This is a genomic window from Aeromicrobium terrae (assembly GCF_008039565.1).
GTDB lineage: Bacteria > Actinomycetota > Actinomycetes > Propionibacteriales > Nocardioidaceae > Aeromicrobium > Aeromicrobium terrae.
In genome coordinates this window covers 159,753-177,020 of the sequence record NZ_VDUX01000007.1, presented here as the reverse complement: position 1 = coordinate 177,020, position 17,268 = coordinate 159,753, and the positions used below count along the sequence as shown (strand labels likewise).

15 protein-coding genes and 1 tRNA gene are annotated in these 17,268 nt (G+C 70.8%); 4 read left to right on the top strand and 12 right to left on the bottom strand.

Annotation, left to right across the window (positions count from 1 at the left end; genetic code table 11):
* A partial coding sequence (locus FHP06_RS14315; RefSeq protein WP_147687470.1) for an integrase core domain-containing protein occupies nt 1-365 on the top strand: 365 nt, incomplete at its 5' end.
* On the opposite strand, the gene FHP06_RS14310 is transcribed toward FHP06_RS14315, so the two are convergent.
* Both FHP06_RS14310 and FHP06_RS14305 read right to left on the bottom strand, forming a co-directional pair.
* The gene (locus tag FHP06_RS14310; RefSeq protein WP_147687469.1) at nt 362-805 is read right to left on the bottom strand and encodes a MarR family winged helix-turn-helix transcriptional regulator; all 444 of its coding nucleotides are present in this window, start codon (nt 803-805) and stop codon (nt 362-364) included. The two genes, FHP06_RS14315 and FHP06_RS14310, sit on opposite strands and share 4 nt — an antisense overlap.
* A 46-nt stretch (nt 806-851) precedes the next feature.
* Nucleotides 852-927 (bottom strand) — tRNA-Arg (locus tag FHP06_RS14305).
* A 188-nt stretch (nt 928-1,115) separates the two neighbouring features.
* Here FHP06_RS14305 and FHP06_RS14300 point away from each other — a divergent pair.
* A complete protein-coding gene (locus tag FHP06_RS14300) occupies nt 1,116-2,945 on the top strand; it encodes a phosphoenolpyruvate carboxykinase (GTP) (protein WP_147687468.1) in 1,830 nt (609 codons plus the stop codon).
* A gap of 116 nt (nt 2,946-3,061) precedes the next feature.
* On the top strand, nt 3,062-6,889 hold the full coding sequence (locus tag FHP06_RS14295; protein WP_147687467.1) for an SGNH/GDSL hydrolase family protein: 3,828 nt from the start codon (nt 3,062-3,064) through the stop codon (nt 6,887-6,889).
* Here FHP06_RS14295 and FHP06_RS14290 read toward each other — a convergent pair.
* On the bottom strand, nt 6,886-7,422 hold the full coding sequence (locus FHP06_RS14290; RefSeq protein WP_147687466.1) for a hypothetical protein: 537 nt from the start codon (nt 7,420-7,422) through the stop codon (nt 6,886-6,888). The genes FHP06_RS14295 and FHP06_RS14290 overlap by 4 nt on opposite strands.
* 44 nt (nt 7,423-7,466) lie before the next feature.
* Between FHP06_RS14290 and FHP06_RS14285 the strand changes: the two genes are divergently transcribed.
* Nucleotides 7,467-8,627: a CDP-glycerol glycerophosphotransferase family protein gene (locus tag FHP06_RS14285; RefSeq protein ID WP_147687465.1), complete on the top strand. Its 1,161-nt coding sequence runs from the start codon at nt 7,467-7,469 to the stop codon at nt 8,625-8,627.
* Here FHP06_RS14285 and FHP06_RS14280 read toward each other — a convergent pair.
* The 9 genes from FHP06_RS14280 to FHP06_RS14240 all read right to left on the bottom strand — a co-directional run bounded on the left by FHP06_RS14280 (nt 8,624) and on the right by FHP06_RS14240 (nt 17,247).
* Nucleotides 8,624-9,418, bottom strand: a complete 795-nt coding sequence (locus FHP06_RS14280; RefSeq protein WP_222706490.1) for an MBL fold metallo-hydrolase — start codon at nt 9,416-9,418, stop codon at nt 8,624-8,626. The two genes, FHP06_RS14285 and FHP06_RS14280, sit on opposite strands and share 4 nt — an antisense overlap.
* 8 nt (nt 9,419-9,426) lie before the next feature.
* Nucleotides 9,427-9,669 carry a hypothetical protein gene (locus FHP06_RS14275; RefSeq protein ID WP_147687464.1) on the bottom strand — a complete coding sequence of 81 codons (243 nt, stop codon included), beginning with the start codon at nt 9,667-9,669 and terminating at the stop codon, nt 9,427-9,429.
* 82 nt (nt 9,670-9,751) lie between these two features.
* Nucleotides 9,752-10,870 (bottom strand): glycosyltransferase, encoded by a 1,119-nt coding sequence (locus FHP06_RS14270; protein ID WP_147687463.1) that lies wholly within the window; start codon nt 10,868-10,870, stop codon nt 9,752-9,754.
* A 46-nt stretch (nt 10,871-10,916) separates the two neighbouring features.
* On the bottom strand, nt 10,917-11,705 hold the full coding sequence (locus FHP06_RS14265; RefSeq protein WP_147687462.1) for a class I SAM-dependent methyltransferase: 789 nt from the start codon (nt 11,703-11,705) through the stop codon (nt 10,917-10,919).
* Between the two features lie 19 nt (nt 11,706-11,724).
* Nucleotides 11,725-12,942, bottom strand: a complete 1,218-nt coding sequence (locus FHP06_RS14260; RefSeq protein ID WP_147687461.1) for an acyltransferase family protein — start codon at nt 12,940-12,942, stop codon at nt 11,725-11,727.
* Complete coding sequence (locus tag FHP06_RS14255) at nt 12,935-14,317, bottom strand: hypothetical protein (protein ID WP_147687460.1); 1,383 nt, start codon at nt 14,315-14,317, stop codon at nt 12,935-12,937. Before FHP06_RS14255 ends, FHP06_RS14260 begins: the two co-directional genes overlap by 8 nt.
* Nucleotides 14,314-15,417, bottom strand: coding sequence for a glycosyltransferase (locus FHP06_RS14250; RefSeq protein ID WP_147687459.1), 1,104 nt, complete (start codon nt 15,415-15,417; stop codon nt 14,314-14,316). The genes FHP06_RS14255 and FHP06_RS14250 overlap by 4 nt, the downstream gene beginning before the upstream one ends.
* Complete coding sequence (locus tag FHP06_RS14245; RefSeq protein WP_187271953.1) at nt 15,410-16,597, bottom strand: polysaccharide biosynthesis C-terminal domain-containing protein; 1,188 nt, start codon at nt 16,595-16,597, stop codon at nt 15,410-15,412. The genes FHP06_RS14250 and FHP06_RS14245 overlap by 8 nt, the downstream gene beginning before the upstream one ends.
* Nucleotides 16,594-17,247: a YveK family protein gene (locus FHP06_RS14240; RefSeq protein ID WP_147687457.1), complete on the bottom strand. Its 654-nt coding sequence runs from the start codon at nt 17,245-17,247 to the stop codon at nt 16,594-16,596. Before FHP06_RS14240 ends, FHP06_RS14245 begins: the two co-directional genes overlap by 4 nt.
* Nucleotides 17,248-17,268: the final 21 nt, after the last annotated feature.

Here is a 17,268-nt window from a genome sequence, read left to right as displayed (position 1 = left end):
AGACCGCTGCAGAGTTCTGGAAACGAGCCCGTGGCTTCTTCGCCGAGGCCGGGATCGAGGTCAAAGCTGTCATGACCGACAACGGCGCCTGCTACCGATCTCACGTCTTCGCCGAAGCGCTCGGAGATGGCACCAGACACATCCGGACCCGCCCCTATCGACCCCAGACCAACGGCAAGGTCGAGCGGTTCAACCGCACCCTCGCCGAGGAGTGGGCCTACGCCGAGGTCTACCTCTCAGACGAAGCTCGCGCAGCAACCTACGGCGCCTGGATCCATCACTACAATCACCATCGACCCCACACCGCTATCGACGGCCTTGTCCCCGCAGCCCGCGTCCACAACCTCACGGGGAAGTACACCTAGCGCTCGGAGGACGCGCGCTCGAGGGCGTCGTTGAACGCCTTCAGGTCGTGGTGCAGCTGCTCGACGCGCTGCGGCCCGAGCTCGGCGAGCGCGGTGCGGAACGCAGCGGCGCGCACCTGCCGGTCGACCCGGTATGCCTCGAGCCCCTGCTCGGTGGCCCGGAGCCGCTGGGCGCCGTCGACCTCCTCGCGCTCGACGAGCCCGTGCTCGACCGCCGCCTTCACCTGCCGGCTGACGGTGCTCTGCTCGAGCTGCAGCTCCTCGCCGATCTCACGGTGCGTGCTCGGCCCGCGCTGGGCGAGCAGCCAGAGGATCCGGAACGCGGAGAGGTCGAGCTGGACGCCCTCCGGCGCCTGCACGCGCCGGCGCGAGATGCGGAGCAGCTCCTCGCCCATGGAGCGCACCAGCTCGTCGTCGAGCTGCTCGTCCTGCTGCGTCATCGGACCTCCTTGACGCGCCCGACTGTAGCGGGGGCGAGGCCCGAGGTGGCGCGCCCGGAGGTATTCGAAACCCCAACCTTCTGATCCGTAGTCAGATGCTCTATCCGTTGAGCTACGGGCGCTCGTCCTGCGATCAGGACCGGTTCATCGTATAGGACGGGTCCACGGCTATCCCAATCGGCCAGACGGTCGAAAACGGGGGGTGGCTGGGGACCTCCGAAACCGGCCGGTTACATTCGATCGGTCCTGGCGCGCCGGTTCCACGGCGCCCCTGGCCACTCGTTTCCCCCCGCGGAAGGCTCCAGAAGACATGGTGGATGTGGCACAGGCTCTCGACGAGGGCGGCCTGACCAACAAGTACGTTCGCGACTACGTGGCGGAGTGGGCTGAGCTCACCGGCGCCGATCGCGTCGAGGTCGTATCGGCCGCCGACGACGCCCGTCTCATCGCCGAGGCACTGGAGGCCGGCGAGATCCAGCCGGCCGGCGAGGGGCTCTACTACTCCCGCTCCTACTTCAAGGACACGGCGCGCTCCGAGGAGCGCACGATCGTCGCCACCAACCGTCCCGAGGACCGCGGCATCTACAACAACTGGCGCCCGGCGTCGGAGATGAAGCCGCTGCTCATGGACAAGATGCGCGGCGCATCGGCGGGCAAGACCATGTACGTGATCCCGTACCTGATGGCGCCTCCCGGGTCCCCGCTCGAGCGGTACGCCGCCGGCGTCGAGCTCACCGACAACCGCTCCGTCGTGCTGCACATGATCCGCATGGCCCGCGTCGACGCGTCGTACATCAACGACCTCGACGACCAGGACAGCTTCGTCCGCGCCGTGCACGTCACCGGCGACCTGGAGAACCTCGGCCAGGGCACGCCCCACGACCAGCGCTACTTCGTGACCGTCGCCGACGAGCGCACGATCCTGCACTTCGGCTCGTCCTACGGCGGAAACGCGCTGCTCGGCAAGATCGCCCACGGCCTGCGCCAGGGCTCGTACGACGGCTGGGCCTCCGGCAAGTTCCTCGTCGAGCAGTTCATGCTCCTGGGCATCACCGACAAGGAGACCGGGAAGAAGTACCACATCTGCGGTGGCTTCCCGAGCGCGTCCGGCAAGACGAACCTCGCCATGACGCTCGCCCCCGACGCCCTCGGCGACCGCTACTACGTCGAGTTCTACGGCGACGACATCGCGTGGCTGTGGGTCGGCGACGACGGCAAGCTCTACGGGATGAACCCGGAGAACGGCGTCTTCGGCGTCGCGAAGGACACCAACGCGGACACCAACCCGACGGCCCTGGACTCCATCGAGCCCGGCACGCAGGCGCTGTTCACGAACGTCGCGTACAACGAGGACACCCACGAGGTCTGGTGGGAGGGCAAGACCAAGAACCCGCCGAGCGAGATCACCGGCTGGCGTGACTGGAAGGGCAACCTGATCTCGGAGCGCTCCGAGGACGAGGCCGACGAGCCCTGGGCCCACCCGAACAGCCGCTTCACCACGACGCTCGCCAACGTGCCGAACGTCGCGAAGGACTTCGAGGACCCGAAGGGCGTCCCGATCGACGCGATCATCTTCGGTGGCCGCACCCGCGACCGCGAGCCGCTGATCCGCGCGATCACCGACGTCGCCGAGGGCGTGTACGACGGCCTGACGCTCGGCGCCGAGGCCACCTTCGCGGCCGACGGCCTCGACGGCCAGCTGCGCTACGACCCGATGTCGATGCGTCCGTTCATGTCGTACCCGGAGGGCGCCTACGCCGCCCACTGGCTGAAGATCATCGGCGAGGCCACCGAGAAGCCGATCTTCGCCCACGTCAACTGGTTCCAGAAGGACCCGGAGGACGGCCACTTCCTGTGGCCCGGCTACCGCGAGAACCTGCGCCCGCTGATCTGGCTGATGCAGCTCAAGAACGGCGAGGTCGAGGGCAACAAGACGCCGGTCGGCATCATTCCGACGCGCGAGGAGCTGAACCTCGACGGCCTGGAGATCGGCGAGGACCTCGACCGCATCCTGGCCATCGACGAGGAGCGCTGGCGCCAGGAGATGGGCTTCCGTGAGGGTCACCTGTCGCAGTTCGACGGGCTCCCCGAGGAGATCTGGGAGGCCCACCGGCGCGTCGCCGGCGACCTCGGTCTCTGAGCACGCGCCACAGGCGCCCCAGCAGCACCAGCTCCGCGACTGATTGCGGAAACTAACCATGCGGGGGGGCGGAAATTGATACGTTCCGCTCACTTCAACTCCCAGAAAGCCCCCGCATGCGACGACTCCCCTTGGTCGCTGTGCTCGTCACCGCCCTCGGTGCCGGCACGCTCAGCCTGACCGTCCCTGCCCACGCGGCGACCGAGCGCACGCTCGAGCTGCACTCCTACGCGGCCTACGCGCAGGTGGGCGCCGAGACGACGTTGATCGGCGACCTGAGTGACTCACCCGACGAGTCGCCGGTGACCATCCAGGAGCTCGACGGCACCACGTGGACCGACCTGGCCACCGTGAAGACCGACGAGGACGGCGAGTTCGACTACTCGTTCGTGCTGACGGAGGCCGGCACGCTCTCGTACCGCGCGGTGTCCGCGGCGTCCGGCGACCTCGCGGCGACGACGTCGGAGACGCAGAAGGTCAAGGTCGCGGCGGCCCCGTCGCCGACCTTCACCACGGCACCCCGGCCGACGATCACCGGGACGATGAGCGTCGGCAGCACCCTCAAGGGTCTGACCGGCACCTACGCCCCCGACCCGAGCCGGTTCACCTACCAGTGGATCCGCGACGGCGTCCCCATCCGCCGCTACTGGTACACGTACACCGTCACCTCGGCCGACGTCGGGCACCACCTCACCTTCGCCGTCGGCGCCGTGCGCAGCGGCCAGACGACGATCCGGGAGAGCAAGCCGGGCGACGTCGTCACGAAGGGCACGTTCACGACCCAGCCGCCGGAGATCCGCGGCGACGTGGCCGTCGGCGAGACCGTGACCGCGGACATCAGCGCATGGTCGCCGCAGCCGCAGACGGTCGGCTACCAGTGGAAGCGCGACGGCACCGCGATCCCCGGGGCCACGCAGAGGACCTACACGCTCGGCGCGGCCGACGGCGGCACGCACGTCAGCGTCATGGTCACCGGCGCGAGCGACGGCTACCCGACCGTCACGCGCACCAGCAGCAGCCTGTTCGTGCCGAGCGCGTCCGCCGTCGCGCGCAGCGTCAGCCTCAACACCTACGCCGGGTTCCCGCAGGTCGGCGCGGAGATGACGGTCGACGGGACGCTCACGTCCTCGCCGACGCACTCCCCGGTCGTGGTGCAGGAGCTGCGCTCCGGCTCGTGGGAGGACGTCGCGACGGTGCAGACCGACGACGACGGCACCTACACCGCCCGCGTCACGCCGACCGTCAGCGGCAAGATCTCGTACCGCGCCTTCGCCGCCGGGACGCCCGACCTGCGCGCCGCCCTGTCGAGCACCAAGACACTGACCGTCGCCGCGGCACCGGCCACCTCGTTCACCACCGCCCCGTTGCCGACCGTCACCGGTTCCATGAGCGTCGGGAGCGTGCTGAAGGGTGACCCGGGCACCTGGTCACCTGCGCCCAGCGGCTTCTCCTACCAATGGGTGCGCGACGGCGTCCCGATCCGCCGCTACTGGTACACGTACCAGGTCACGGCCGACGACATCGGCCACCACCTCACGCTCGCCGTCAGCGCCACGCGCAGCGGCGCGAAGACCATCCGCGAGAGCCGCCCCACCGGCATCGTCAGCATCGGCACGTTCACGACGCAGCCGCCGGTGATCTCCGGCAGCGTCGCGGTCGGCTCGACGGTGACGGCCAACGTCTCGACGTGGAGCCCGCAGCCCACCACGCTCTCCTACCAGTGGAAGCGGAACGGCACGCCGATCCCCGGCGCCACCGCCGCGAGCTACACGATCACCGACGCCGACGGCGGCACGGACCTGAGCGTCATGGTGACCGCCGCCAAGGACGGGTACCCGACCGTCACGCGCACGAGCAGCAACGTCTTCGTGCCCGACGCATCGGCCGTCGCCCGCAGCCTCGACCTGCACCGGTACGCCGCGTATCCGCAGGTCGGCGCGGAGATGACGGTGGACGGCACGCTGACGTCGTCACCGAAGGGCTCGCCCGTCGTCGTCCAGGAGCTCCGCGGCCAGACGTGGACCGACGTCGCCACCGTCAGCACGGACGCCGATGGCGGCTTCACCGCCCGGATCACTCCGTCGATCGCCGGGAAGGTCTCCTACCGCGCCGTCGCGCCTGGCACACCCGAGCTCCGAGCGGCGGCGTCCGACGCCCTCGCGCTGACCGTCGAGGCCGCGCCGGCGACGCCGTTCGAGACCGCGCCGCTGCCGACCGTCTCCGGATCCATGACCGTGGGCAGCTTCCTCAAGGTCGACCCCGGCACCTGGTCGCCGGACGCCACGTTCGCGTACCGATGGGTGCGCGACGGCGTGCCGCTGCCGCGGTACTGGTACACGTACCAGGTCACGGCCGAGGACATCGGCCACCACATCACCGCCGTCGTCTACGCCGACCGCGACGGCTCGCGCACCATCCGCGAGAGCCGGCCCGGGGTCGCGGTGGGCCGCGGCACGTTCACCACGGCGCCGCTCCAGATCACCGGGGACATCGAGGTCGGCGGCATGGTGCACACGGACATCTCGGCGTGGCTGCCCGTGCCCGAGACCGTCACGTACCAGTGGAAGCGGAACGGCACGCCGATCCCGGGCGCCACCGAGCCGATGTACCGGCTCACCGAGGCGGACTCCGCGACGTCGCTGACCGTGACCGTCGAGGCGTCGTCGGAGGGCGTCGACACGGTGAGCCGCACCAGCGACGTCCTGCTGGTGCCCGGTGCGGCCCCCACGTCGTCGACCACCTTCGGCGACCTGATGCACCCGGCGTCGTCGGTGCTGGCCACCTCGCTCGGCGTCGACTTCCAGCCCCTGGGCACGCTGCCGACGTGGGCGAACGACACGCTGACCCGCTGGGACACCGCCGGCGCGTTCACGCACTCCCTCACGCCGCACCCCTTCGGCACCCTCCGGAAGGCGAACGACGACTCGCTGTCGGTGTCGTCGGCGACCGGCGCGGAGTACGTCACCGACAACTCCAACTACAAGAACGCCGACGTCAGCTTCGAGTTCACCGGCACCCGCTTCGCCATCGAGTACCGCACGTTCACCACCGCGGACGCCCAGGTCTGGATCGACGGGCACCCGGTCAGCGCCACGACGGTCGACGCGATCAACAACACCGGGTCCGCGACGCGCAACTACCTGCAGGTCACCCTGCCGCAGCGCAAGACCGTGAACGTCCGGTTCGCCGGGCCGCTGATCTTCACCGGTGTCCACACCCCGGCCGCAGACAACGCCGTGATCACCGCGAGCCCGACGCCCTTCACCCTGGGCGTCGTGTCGGACTCGTTCTTCGAGCCCTGCTACGCGGGGTCGTGCTTCAGCCGCTCCGCGGCGCCGATGCTGCACACGCTCACCGGTTTCCGGGTCTGGGACATGGCCGAGTCGGGCACGGGCTACATCAACGACGGCAGCGGGCTCTACGGCGCGCAGACCGGCGACGGCCAGGGCTTCCCGGGCTACCACTCCTCGCCCTACGGCTCGGACCGCCGCCTGGAGACCCTGAAGGACGCGCCGATCGACGCCGTCCTGATCAACGGCACTGTGAACGACCAGCCGGTGTGGTCACCGGAGCAGCACCGCCAGGCCGTCGACGCGATGCTGACCAAGATCGAGCAGCTGCGGCCCGACCTGCCGATCATCCTCGTGGGCGTCGAGCCGCTCTACTACGCGCGCGCCGCGCCGATCCGCGTCAAGCACTACTCGGCCCTCACGGCGAACCTCGCCGGCATGGTCGGACGCCACCCGAACGTCGTCGGGTTCATCGACCCGTACACCGACCCGTGGTTCACCGGGTCCGGCTCGACGGCGAACCCGGTGGGCGACGGCAACCAGGACCTGTACATCGGCAAGGACGGCATCCACCCGAACGGCGACGGCCAGGAGTACTACCAGGGCCGCGTCGTGAAGGCGCTGAAGGACCTGCCGGTCCCCGACCTGGACTAGGCGGTGCGTCGCCGGGTGGCCAGGAGGCCGCCCAGCACGAACAGCACCACCACGCCGAGCAGCACGAACTTCACCGACGCGAAGCCGAAGGCGAGCGCCGGCCACGGCTGGTCGGGATGCCCGTCGAGCACGACGAGCAGCGCGACGTTCTCCAGCGCGTCGAGCGCTGCCGCGACGACGGCGACCGGGGCGAGCGCCTTGCCCAGACCCTCGAACAGGTCCATCCCCTTCTCCGACGCCCGCGCCGCGACGAGGATGCAGGCCGCGCTGAGCGTCGCGCCGTAGAGGGTCAGGAACAGGAAGTCGAGGTAGATCGACGTTCGCGCCGAGTCGATCCCGCCACCCGCGAGCAGCGCGAGAAGCTCTTGCGCCTTCGACGTGGTGCGCATCAGCTCGAGCTCGACGATGCCGACCGTGCGCTCGTCCATCCGCCCGAGGGCGGGGAGCGCGAACGCGCCGACGCCGAGCGTCAGCACCAGGAATCCGGCGACCTGCAGGCCGCGGCGCGGTTGGGACGGAAGGCTCGACCACATGCGCCTGATGATGGCAGAACGTCACCGCAGATACGCTGACCTCCGTGACGTCGGTGCCGTTGGCGGTGAACTTCCCCGGGCAGCCCGTGCACCCCGACCTGTCTCCACGCCCTGCACGACTCGGCCGACGGCGCGCGCTGAAGGGCGTGGCCGCCGCCATCAAGGCCTACGCGCCCCTGATCGCCGTCCCCTACGCGGGCAAGGTCGGCGTCCACGTCGGCATGTGGTCACCGTGGATCGACCGTGCTGAGGTGCCGTGGTGCGTGGTCGCGCACGACCGGGCGATCTTCGACGAGCTGGCCCGGCAGTACGACGTGCCGATCGTGCTGCGGGAGATCCCGTCGTCGGTGCGCGGTGCGCTGTACCCGCACGGCGCCGGGAAGAACTCGGTGTTCCTCGAGCGCGACGACGTGACGCACGCGTTCCTCGGCCACGGCGACAGCGACAAGCCGCTCAGTGCGTCGGAGCGGGTGCTCGCGTACGACCTCGTGACCGTGGCGGGGCAAGCCGCCATCGACCGCTTCACCGACGCCGGGCTGACGGTGCCGCCGGAGAAGCTGCGCGTCATCGGCCGGCCGCAGACCGAGGGCATCCAGCTGGCGACCGGGCGGGTGCGCTACCCGCCCACCGTCCTCTACGCCCCGACCTGGCGGCACGCGGACGACCTCCTCAACGTCTCGTCGCTCGCCGTGGCGGACCGGATCGTGCAGGCGCTGATCGACCGCGGCTGCACCGTCGTGTTCCGCCGCCACTTCGCCGGCCGCAACCACGAGGAGGCCGAGGCGATGATCGAACGCTGCTTCGCGATGCTCGAGGCCGATGCGGCCGAGACCAACCGGCCGCACCGCTGGGGCGAGGAGGCGATGACCATGCCGCTCGTCGATGCCTTCAACATGGCCGACGCGATGGTCTCCGACATCTCCGGCATCGTCGTCGACTTCATGGCCAGCGAGAAGCCGTACGCGATGTACGCGGCTCAGTTCTCCGACGCCGAGGCCTTCCGCGCCGCCCACCCGACGGCCGTCTCGGCCTACGTCCTCGACCGCGACCTCACCGCCCTCGACGCCGCCCTGGACGCGATGCTCGACGAGGACCCGCTCGCCTCGATCCGCCCGAAGCGCGCCGACTACTACCTCGGCGGCCCCGAGCGCTCCGACCCCGCGGCCCGGTTCATCGAGCTGGTCAAGGAGCTGGCGGGGTCCTAGCGGCCACCGGCGAGGTCGTCGAAGATCCGCTGGTCGTGGGCGGGGATGACGGTGACGTCGGGCTCGGCGTCGAGGCGGGCGAGGGTGCGGTGGTTCTCACGGATGGCCTGGTGGTCGCGTCCGACGCTCCACTCGAAGCCGCGCACCGTGCGGTACTTCCTCAGCGGGCGGCCGGCCGGGGACGTCGAGGCGTAGGCGCTCGCGTCGAAGCAGGCGTCGCCGGCGTGGAACAGCCAGCCGCGGTCGCCGGCGTCGACAGCCACGGCGGCGTGGCCGCGCGAGTGGCCCGGCATCGGCACCAGCACGATGCCCGGCAGGACCTCGTGGCCGGTGAGTCCGTGGTCCCACACGTCGCCGCGACCCTCGTGCGTTCGCCAGACGACGTCGTGCTCCATCTGAGCGTGCCGGTACCGCACCTTGTCGTTCCAGTCCGGGTTCGTGAACGCGGCGGCGTACTCGTCGGCGGTCGTGTGGACCGTGGCGTGCGGGAAGTCCGCGATGCCACCGACGTGATCGATGTCCAGATGGGTCAGGACGATGTGTGTCACGTCGTCGGCCGTGTGGCCGGCACGCTCGAGCTGGCGCACCGCACTGCTCCGGTCGTCCGACCCGGGGCGCAGCAGGTGGCGCATCGGACCGATCCGCCGGCCGGGATCGACGTAGTCCAACGTGCCGAAGCCCGTGTCGACCAGCACCAGCCCGGCGTCGGTGTGGCAGACCAGCACGTGCGCGACGAAGTGCGGCATCACCGGGATGTTCATCTCGGCGCAGTCCAGGTGCTCGACGTGCACGGGACGGCTCAGCCGGCCTGTTCGGCGACGACGTCCTGCTGGCCGATGCAGCGGACGCTGCGGTGGAGACGCGTCAGCCGCGCGACGAGACCTTCCGCCACGGCCGGCGAGACCGTCACGATCACGTAGGTGCGGTCACCGCGCTCAACCCAGCGAGGGGCGTAGCGGTGGGCGTGCGGCACCAGCATCGCGCCGACGACGGACGGGGCGCCGGAGTTCGAGTCCATGGCGAACGTGACCTCTGTGAGCACAGGTCACCTCCACGACAGGATCCCCTCCCACGGAGAGTCTGGCCCAAACCGGCCCGAACTGCAGGTAGTTGACGAGAACGTCTCACCGACCGGCCAGATGCCCCTTCACCAGCTCGCGGATGGACTCGACGAACACGTCCTCGTGGTAGCGCGCGGCGTGCTCGGTGATGCGGTCGGCGTCCCACGGGTGGGCGTCGACCTGGGCGAAGGCCTCCCGCAGGTGCTCGGCGTCGGGCACGTCGACGAACACGGCGGTCTCGTTCTCCACCATCGTCTCGACGAAGCCGCCCCACCGGAGCACGATGCTCGGCTTGCCGAACGACGCGGCCTCCAGCGGGGTGAGGCCGAAGTCCTCGTAGCTGATCGCGATCAGCGACGTGCAGCCCCGGTACAGCCAGGCGAGCTCGCCGTCGGTGATCCCTTGGAGGAACAGCACGTTGGACCCCGCGGCCTCCTGCAGTGCCCGCTTCTCCGGCCCACTGCCGACCACGACGAGCTTGCGGCGCGGCTCCTGGGCGTAGGCGGCGACGACCTGGTCGACGTTCTTGTACGGCAGCAGCCGGGACACGCACAGCTCGTAGCGGTCGCCCGCCAGCCACTGCTCGACCGACGGCATGGGCTCCGACGGGCAGTCGTCCGTGTCGGGGCGCGGCGCCGCGAGCACCGTGGACGGCAGGCCGTAGACCGAGTGCACGCGGTCCTGCACGACCGACGAGATCGTCACGTAGCTCGTGGCGGTCTGCGCGGCTCGGAAGTCCCAGCGCTTCAGCCACGGGCTCATCAGCTTGAGCGCGATGGCCGTGCTGCGTGACGGGTGGTCGCCGAGGTAGCGGTGCTGCTGGTGCAACCAGCGCGCCGGCGAGTAGCAGTAGACGAGCTTCTGCCCCGTGCTCGTGACCCCGTGCGCCCAGCCGCTGCTGCTGACGAGCACGAGGTCGGCGTCGATCCGCATCGAGCTGACCGCACCGGGCAGGAACGGCAGCGCGGCGCGGTGGTGCTTGCGCAGGAAGCCGATGCGGTTGAGCCGCGAGGTGCGGACGTCGAGCTCGGCGTACTCGGGGAACGTCTCGTCGGGGTCGTACAGCGTCGTGTAGATCGGCGCGTCCGGGAACGCCCTGGCCATCGCGAGCACGACCCGCTCGGCGCCGCCGCGCTGGGTCAGGTAGTCGTGCGCGATCGCCACACGCACGTGCTCGGTCATGCCAGGACTCCGTCCACCGGGAATCCCCAGCGTATCGAGGCGCGGTTCAGCGGGAGGTCAGACGGTGGTACAGCCGACGGGCGAGGCTGCTGCGCCGCAGCACGGAGCGCGGCGTGATCGGCGTGCCCCAGAGCACCTCGACGTCGAAGCCGTGGAACACCGTGGTCTTGTGCGCGATGCGCCACCGCTTGCCGTAGGCCCGGCGCACCGCCTCGCGATAGGCGACGACGTGCGCCTCGTCGGTGAAGTAGGTCTTGCCGAACCCGATCGCGAACGGCACCAGGCGGCCACTCGTGCCCAGGTACCGCATGGTGCCGACGGACACGCTCGGCCACTCGTCGTTGAAGACGTCGTCGGCGATGACCACGCCGCCCGGCGCGAGTGCTCCCTCGGCGGTGCGCATGTCGGCGAGCACGGTCTCCTCGGTGTGGCCGCCGTCGACGCTGAACAGGCGGATCTCCCCGTCGGCGAGCCGCATGATGTCCAGACCGGTGAGCAGCGTGGAGTCGGTCTGCTCGACCACGACGGACGACCAGTCGCCCCACCGGCGGACCTGGCGCTCGAAGCGACGTCGGTCGCCGCGGCCGGACTGGTCGACGTTCAAGGTCTGGTCGTCGAACACGTCGACCGCGAGTGCCGTCGCCCCAGGCTCGGCCAGGAGCTGGAGCGCGATGAAGAGCTTGCCGTGGTGCACGCCGATCTCCGCGACCGGGCCGGTGACCCCCAGGCGCTGCTGCTCGTCGCTCAGGACGCGAAGGACCCCGAAGGTGCGCGGATCGACCCACCCCTCGACGGTCCGTCGGCCCACCGCGCGATACATGTCGTACGCGGGCATGGCGCCACGGTACAAGCCATCACTGACGTGCGGGCGACTTCAGGAACGGCCATCGTCCGGTCATGGCCGGCCGCTCCACCAGGGCGAAGGTGATCGCGCCGAGCAGGATCGACGCCGCGGCCACCGACACGGCCGAGCCGACCAGGTTCGCGACGGAGTCCGTGCCGAACAACCCGGCCCGCGACGCCAGGATGATCATCGGGTAGTGCCACAGGTACACGCTGAGCGAGATCTCGCCGATGTACTCGATCGGTCGCCAGCTCGCGATCCGCACGAGCGAGGAGTCCTCCCGCCGGGCTCCCGGGTCGACCATCAGCACGATCACGCCGCCGGCGGCCACCGACGTCGCCGACCCGAGGAACCACGGGTGGACGTCGCGGAGCAGTGCACCCGCGACGGCTCCCACCACCACCAGCGTCCAGGCGACCGCGGTCGCGCGGCGCCGCGTCCACCATGCCAGCTCGCCCCGCTCGGTCCAGACGAAGAGGACCGCGGCGATCATGCCGATCGCGAAGGTGTCGCCGAGGCCGAGCAGGCTGCGGGACAGCACCGCGACGCCGTGGGCGCCGAACTCAGCCTCGAACGTCGACAGGCCGGACATGCCGTCATAGAGGTGCTCGGCCCAGGCGCGGCCGGCGAGCCCGGCGACCAGCAGGATCGCGGGCGGCACCAGCGCCGTCGCGAGTCGATGGCGCGACCGGCCGACGAGCCACACCGCCAACAGCGGCAGCGACGCGTAGAACGTCAGCTCCGTGGTGAGCGACCAGCTCGGGTTGATGCCCGTCTGCAGGTGGTCGGGCACGAACGACTGCAGCAGCGACAGGTTGAGGAGCAGCGCTCCCGGATCGGTCAGCATCCCCGTGCCCGCGTCGGACGCCCGCTCCGACACCTCGACGGCGTTCCGCAGGTACACGGCCTGCAGGACGAAGTTGCAGATCAGGAAGATCACCAGGTACGCGGGGAAGATCCGGAGCAGACGACGCCGCAGGTAGATGCCCACCTTCACCCGCCGCTCGCCACGCGCGATGTCGCGGGCGAACGGGGTGTAGATCAGCATCGCCGACATCGCGAAGAACACCGTGAGCGCCTGGCCGAGCACCTGGGCGATGCCGTTGGGCGTGGACGACGGCGCGAACTGCACGATGCAGTGCGTGGTCAGGATGGCGAGCGCGCCGGCGCCGCGCACGCCGTCGAGCCCGCCGAGGTACTGGCCGACCTGGCTGTTCGGGTCACGCATCGGCACTCCGGTGCGGCCGCGGCGGTGACGCCGTCAGCGACAGCGCGATCAGGAACGAGAAGACCGCCGTGGCCGGCGCCTGGAGGGCGACCGGGAAGTCGAGCTGCAGCGCCACCAGGACGAACCCGATGACACCGCCGCACAGCACGGCACTCTCGAACGACCGCGCCGCGTGGAGCCACGACCGGAGGACCAGCAGGATCAGCAGCGCGACGGCGACCAGGCCGAGCACGATGCCGCCGCGGTAGACCGTGACGAGCGGGACGTTGGCGACGTAGTTGACCACCTGGCCGATGTCCCGGTCGCGGAACTCCGGACGGTCCCAGCCGAGGCCCCACCACCAGTGCCCCTCCATCGAGCCGGGGAACTCCTTGAGGGCGAGCTCACGCGCGACGCTGCCGAAGTCGCTGGGCCCGAACGAGCCGAGCAGTCGCTCGCGGACGATCGGGATCGCCAGCGCGACGACGCCGGCCGCGGCTCCTGCCGTGACGACCGCCAGCCGGCGCGCGGGCGAGCGGAGCACCACGACGAGCGCCGCGACGGCGACCGTCGCGATCGACGCCCGGCTGAGCGTGAGCAGCAGCCCGCCGCTGATGACCAGGACCAGCACGATCCGTGCCATGCCGCGGAAGTAGGCGACGGCCAGCAGCACGCCGACGGCGAGGATCAGGCCGGCGATGTTCGGCTCGAGGAAGGTGCCGCTGAGGCGGGCGGTGTTGGACTCGTCCCCGAAGACGTACTGGACGTTGCGCTCCGGGTCGTAGCCGACGACCGACAGGTGGCCCAGCAGCGGCCCGAGTGCGTCCATCCGGATCAGCACGCCCACGACTGCGCCGACCGCCGTGGCCACCGTGAAGGACCGGACGACGGCGGACCTCACGTCGTCGGGGAGGAACCGGATCGGGATGACGACGGCCGTGGCCACGAGCCAGGCGGCGTACTCGACCAGGGCACGCGGGCTGAGGTCGGACGCGACGACGGACAACAGGGCGAGCGAGCCGAGGACGACGACGGCCAGCTCGAGACCGGCTGTGCGGAACGCGACGCCCGGCACGAAGAGCAGGGCTCCCCACAGCCCGAGCGACAGGACGAGCAGCAGCGGCACCGACGTGCCGGGGACGTGCATGTACGGCACGACGCCCAGCACCACGGCCCAGCCGGCGAACACCAGCCGCGGGTGGACCGCCGCCGCGTAGGCCGCGGCACCCGCCGCCGCCGTGGCCAGCACGATCTCGCGGGTCGTCCGGTCGCCGGTCAGGAACACGACCAGCGGCGCCACCGTGAGGAGGGCGGAGACGGCGAGCAGCATCCAGCGGGTCCGGCCGGAGGCCGAGGGGCCGACGTGAGAGACCGTCGTGCTCGCCATGGTGCTCACGACGTCAGCCACCCGAGCACGGCGTCCTGGGCGACGCGGTCCGACCAGCGCTGCGCGTTGGTGGCGTGCAGCCGCGACCCCTCGGCGCCGGCCAGGTCGGCGTCGAGAAGGAAGGCCCGGCAGCGGTGCACGAAGTCGTCCTCGTCCGCGGCGGGCTGCATGCCGATCTCGGCCTCGATCGAGCCGACCGCCTCCGGGCTGCACACCACGGGCAGTCCGCGCGCGGCCGCCTCCAACAGCTTCACCCGGACCCCTCCGCCGACCTCCACCGGCGCGGTGAGGGCGCGGCACGACGACAGCACGGCGTCGACCTGCTCGACCATGCCGGCGTCCGTGACGCCCGGCGGGAGGTGCCCGGCGGTCTGGTGCAACTTGGGCCCGACCAGCCACAGCTCGGCGTCGGCGATGCCGGCCGAGATGCGCGGCCAGAGCCGGACGATGGTGTCCGCCGCGTCGGCGTTCGGCTTCCAGGTGCGGTTGCCGAGCATGACCAGGCGCGGGGGCGTGTCCTTCACGTCGACCTTCGGCGCGGGCGGCAGCGTCATCGGCAGCCAGTGCGCGCTGACCCCCAGCGCGCGATAGGCGTCCATGTCGTCGCGGTCGTAGCCGCTCACGGCTCGCGCCGACCGGACGACGCGCAGCTCGTCACGGTGCAGCCGGCGTGACTCGATCCGGCCGGCCACCCCGTGCATGCGGCGCCAGATCTTGGACTCGAGGATCTCGGTGCTGACGAACAGGTCCTCGGCGGGCCGGACGTCGGGCGCCCGCAGGTAGGACTCGGCGAGGTGGCAGTGCAGCGCGACGAACCGGTCGGCCGTGGAGGCCGCGACGGCGTCACGCAGCCCGTCGACGTCGAAGCGCGTGTGCAGGAGGCTCCGTCGCTGCACGGCCGAGCGGGTGAGCAACGGCGGCCAGGACAGCGGCGGCTTCTGCACGCGGACGACGCCCGGGTCCTGGCGCTCCGGGTTCTCCGACAGGCAGATGAGCTCCGTCTCGAACTTCTCCGACGCGATGTCGGTGAGCAGGCGGAACATCGTCATGTCGCCGCCCAACGACGTGGCCGGGTCCTTCCCGAGCAGGAAGGCGAGACGCTCAGCCATCGGTGGCCGCCCGCGACCGCCGGGGCGAGCCGTAGACCGTCACCGCGTAGGCCACCGACATGATCGTGTCGGCGGCCAGGAAGGCGGCGGCCGCGCCGGGTGCGCCGTAGGAGCTGAGCACCGCGATCAGGCCGACCTTCACCACGAGGCTGACGATCGTGACCTTGAGGCGGAACAGATCGCGGTGCTGCATGGAGAGCACGACGGTGGAGACGCTGCTCAGGGTGCGCATGAAGCTGACCGGGGCGAGCCAGGCGAACGTGAGCCACAGGGCTTCGTCGAAGCCGGCGATCCACAGACCCACCGACGTGACGGCCACGGCGAGACCGGTGCTGAGCGAGAGGAGCAGCGCGGTGCGCACGGGCGGCCCGCTGCCCACCGCGCCGCCGGACTCCCGGAGACCCTCGTGGAACGTGAACGCGAAGCTCTGGCCGAGGGCGCTGAGCGACAGCACGAGCGTCAGCCCGAACGAGTAGTAGCCCGCGTCCTCCGTGGACGACAGGATGCCGAGCAGGATGACCCCCGCCTGCCCGTAGGCCACGCCGCCGAGCGACTCCCCGAGCAGGGCGGCGGTGCGGGACGTCAGCTCCGGCCGGACCGGCGGGTGCACGACGAGATTGCCGATGCCGCTCAGGATCGGCGAGGCGCAGCCGGCCAGGTAGACCAGCGCGGCGACCTCGATGATCGCGCCCGGGAACAGCAGGACGTACGCGGTGCCGAGGACGATGCCGACGACCTGCCGGACGGCGTCGGCCCGCTGTGCGCGGTCCGGGTGGCCGGCGCGGATCAGCGGGCTGCGCGAGGCCTGGAAGCAGACGTCGATGCCGGCCTTGCCGACGGCGAAGCCGCCGACGAACGTGAACGGCCACAGCAGCCAGCCGAGGAACGCGAGACCGAGGCCGATGAACACCCGCGTGGTGCGCTCGCCGTCGAACACGCCTTGGCTGACGCGGGGTGCGCGGATCGTGAAGTAGGCGTCGATGGGGGTGCCGATGAGGGCGCCGACGGCGAACGCCATGGCGAACGTGCCGTAGTGGCCGATGCCGAACTGGTGGGTGAGAAGCAGTGCCCAGGCGAACAGCAGCCCTCTGGAGGAGTACATCCACGCCGACGCGTGGACGGTGCGCCGCAGGTTGGAGGCGGGTGGCGCGCCGGCGGCTCGCTTTCCGAACTGCATCACGGATCCGTGGCGGATGGCGACCTCACGCTCTCGTTCGTCAGCACCTCGCGGAGCGCGACGACGACCACGCTGACGGCGAGGCCGGCCAGCAGGCCGGCGAGGAGGTAGAACGGAATGTTGGGGTCCGACGGCGACGACGGCTCCGAGGCCTCGCCGGTGATCACGCCCTGGACGGTGGCCGTCGCCTTGTCGCCCTCGCCGGTGTCGGCGTTCTCCGCCTCGAGCCCCTTGACGGTGTTGAGGAGCGCCGCGGCCATCGTGTTCGCGGTGCGCGCCGCGCCCTTGGCCTTCGTGTCGGTGGCCGTGACGGTGGCGACGGTGCTGATCTGGCTGACGGTGATCGAGGTGCGGTCGGCGAGCTCGTCGGTGGTCTCGTCGGTGCCGAGGGCGTCGATGACGGACTCGAGCATGCTCGTCGAGGTGCCGAGGTTCTTGTACGTCTGCATGCGCGACTGCACGTAGTTGCCGACGTACGCGAGGTCCTGCCCGCCCGTCGACGCGTGCCCGGTGAAGAGGACCTGCGCCGACGCCGTGTACTTCGTCGTGGCCGTGAGCGCGAGGACCCCGGCGGTGAGCAGACCGACGGCGACGGTGACGCCCACGATGATCCAGTTCCGGGCGATGACGATCACGTAGTCGCGGAGGTCCACGCGCCGACGTTACCGCAGCGG